This window comes from Nocardioides cremeus (genome assembly GCF_030518195.1).
In the GTDB taxonomy this organism is placed as follows: Bacteria; Actinomycetota; Actinomycetes; order Propionibacteriales; family Nocardioidaceae; genus Nocardioides; species Nocardioides cremeus.
In genome coordinates, this window is sequence record NZ_JAULSC010000516.1 from 1 (window position 1) to 206 (window position 206).

At 83.0% G+C, this 206-nt stretch carries 1 protein-coding gene; it reads right to left on the bottom strand.

Annotated elements, in window-relative coordinates:
- Nucleotides 1–206, bottom strand: a 206-nt coding sequence (locus tag QWJ41_RS21930; RefSeq protein WP_302710613.1) for a lysoplasmalogenase family protein, incomplete at both ends; no start/stop codon positions are given.

The window sequence follows — 206 nt, forward strand, 5'->3', positions numbered from 1 at the left end:
CGCGGCGGCCAGCGCGAGCGGCGGGCCGCTCAGCCCCCACAGCACGGCGAGCGCCGCCGGGGCCGGCCAGCGCGGGGCACCGCGCCGCGACCGGAAGCCCCCGATGTAGGCCGCGTGGCCCAGCGCGAAGGAGCCGGCGCCGGCCATGAACCGCTCCGGGGCCGCACCCAGGAGCAGCACGTCACCGCCCCACCCCCCCGCCGGCG